We start from the raw sequence: 812 nt of genomic DNA, 5'->3' as shown, positions 1-812 counted from the left end.
CATTCCGGCGGCCATCGCTCGGCGTACGTCGAGGGGCAGGGTGGGGTCGGTGGCGAGGAGGGCGTGTGCCTGGTCGCTGATGGCGGACTCGAGGGCGAGTGCGGCGGGGAGGTCGAGGAGGCCGTCGATGTGGACGAGGCCGTTGTCGGTGAGGTCCTTGGTGCGGATGCGGAGGTAGCGGCGGTCGGAGGCGGCTTGGCGGTCCGCCTCGACCTTGGCGGGGTCGAACTGCGCGCGGGCCTTGGTGACTTGGCGCTCGATCTCGGCGTAGGAGCAGGTGTGGGCGACGTGGGCGAGGATCCGGTCGACGTGGGCGGCGCCGTCGGGAGGCAGGGAGCGGGTGGACTGGGCGATCTTGCGGGCCTTCCAGACGCGGACCTCGCCGGCGATGACGCGTGCCCAGAGGCGGGGGAGGCGGTGGCAGGTCTCGAGGGCGTCGCCGAGGTAGTGGCGGCCGGCGTCGGTGGACATGCCGGCGGTGAGGGCGAAGTCGGCGATGGCGAACTCGGCGATGGTGGGGGCGCCGTCGCCGGCGACCTGGAGGTCGCGGTCGGCCCAGGGGATGGCGAGGTCGACCTTGTCGCCGGGGTGCAGCTCGGCCCACCAGACGGCCATCTGGAGCTGGCGTACCTCGGCCTGGATGACGGCCTTGAGGTTGGTCGCGACCGCGGTCAGCACCAGGTCGGCCGGGTCGACGGACCCGGTCGGTGGTGTGGTGGTGGGTGCTGCGGTCATGGTTCTAGCCAAGCACTGGCCACCGACAGTGGGATGCTCAGAACCCTTGTTTTGTCCGGGATGTGGACTTTTCGGAA

1 protein-coding gene is annotated in these 812 nt (G+C 71.1%); it reads right to left on the bottom strand.

Annotation, left to right across the window (positions count from 1 at the left end; all coding sequences use genetic code 11):
• Positions 1 to 735 (bottom strand): DUF222 domain-containing protein (locus tag ABEA34_RS24105; protein WP_345524339.1); only part of this gene is annotated, 735 nt, incomplete at its 3' end.
• Positions 736 to 812: the final 77 nt, after the last annotated feature.

It is taken from the genome of Nocardioides conyzicola (genome assembly GCF_039543825.1).
GTDB lineage: Bacteria > Actinomycetota > Actinomycetes > Propionibacteriales > Nocardioidaceae > Nocardioides > Nocardioides conyzicola.
The sequence above is the reverse complement of the archived record's forward strand: the minus strand, read 5'-3'. Positions and strand labels throughout refer to the sequence as shown.